The sequence below is a fragment of the Collinsella aerofaciens genome, assembly GCF_001405375.1.
Lineage (GTDB): Bacteria > Actinomycetota > Coriobacteriia > Coriobacteriales > Coriobacteriaceae > Collinsella > Collinsella aerofaciens_F.
Genome location: NZ_CYYP01000038.1, coordinates 1 through 1,494, shown reverse-complemented (window position 1 = coordinate 1,494; position 1,494 = coordinate 1). Strand labels below are relative to the sequence as shown.

Sequence of the window (1,494 nt, the reverse complement as noted above, 5' to 3'; positions counted from 1 at the left end):
GCCGCAGGGCATGGGGATGATCCTGCGTCCCCGAGCGGGCGCCCCCGGTTATCCAACCTCTTCGATAGGAGCTTTTCCCACATGGCAGACATCGCATTCGAGAAGGACCTCTCCGTCGCCGAGACCGGCATCGAGGGCCTCAAGGTCGTCGACCTCGCCGTCCACGGCGACTCGCGCGGCTGGTTCAAGGAGAACTGGCAGCGCGCCAAGATGTGCGCCCTGGGCATCCCGGACCTAAAGGTCGTCCAGAACAACATCTCCTACAACGACAAGAAGGGCGTCACGCGCGGCATCCACGCCGAGCCCTGGGACAAGTTCATCTCCGTGGCCCGCGGCAGCGTCTTCGGCGCCTGGGTGGACCTTCGTGAGGGCAGCGCCACCTACGGAAAGGTGTTCACCTGCACCCTGGACCCGTCCAAGGCCATCTACGTCCCGCGCGGCGTGGGCAACTCCTTCCAGGCGCTGGAGGACGGCACCGCCTACACCTACCTGGTGGACGCCCACTGGTCGCTGGAGCTCAAGAGGACGTACACCTTCGTGAACCTCGCCGACCCCGAGCTCGCCATCGAGTGGCCCATCCCTCTCGACGAGGCCACCGTCTCCGAGGCCGACCTCAACCACCCGATGCTCGCCGACGTCGTCCCCATGGCGCCGAAGCGCACCCTCGTCACCGGCTGCAACGGCCAGCTTGGCCATGCGGTGCGTGCGCTCGCCGAGGAGCGCGGCGTCGCCAAGGGCTTCGACTTCTGCGACATCGACACCTTCGACATGTCCGACCCGGAGGCCTATGCGCAGTACGACTGGTCGCTCTACGGCACCGTGATCAACTGCGGCGCCTACACGGCCGTGGATAAAGCCGAGACCCCCGAGGGCCGCGTGACCGCCTGGAAGGCCAACGCGACCGGCCCCGCCCTTCTCGCCCGCACCTGCGCCGGGCACGGGATCACCCTCGTGCACGTGTCCAGCGACTACGTCTTCGACGGCACCGCGGAGGTGCACGACGAGGAGGAGCCCCTCAGCCCGCTTTCCGTCTACGGCCAGACCAAGGCCGCCGGCGACATCGCCGTGGCCGGATGCCCCCGCCACTACATCATGCGCAGCTCCTGGGTCATCGGCGAGGGGCACAACTTCGTCAAGACGATGAAGGCGCTCTCCGACCGCGTCGCCGACCCGGACGACAAGCTGGACCAGGTCACCGTCGTGGACGACCAGCTGGGCCGCCTGACGTTCACGCGCGACATGGCGCAGGCCATCTTCCACGTGCTGGGGACGCACGCCCCCTACGGCACCTACGACTGCACCGGCTCCGGCGCCGTGAAGAGCTGGGCGGACATCGCCCGCGCCGTCTTCGAGGCCGCCAACGGCAACGGCGAGAAGGTCGTGCCGGTCAGCACCGCCGACTACTACGCCGGCGCCTCCGGCCCCGTCGCCCCGCGCCCGGTCCACTCCGCGCTCGACCTGTCCAGGCTCGAGTCGGTCGGCTTCCGCATACCC

The 1,494-nt window shown here is 68.5% G+C and carries 1 protein-coding gene; it reads left to right on the top strand.

The window, feature by feature from the left end; genetic code table 11:
* Positions 1–81: 81 nt before the first annotated feature.
* A partial coding sequence (locus ARB25_RS09625; protein ID WP_055287685.1) for a sugar nucleotide-binding protein occupies positions 82–1,494 on the top strand: 1,413 nt, incomplete at its 3' end.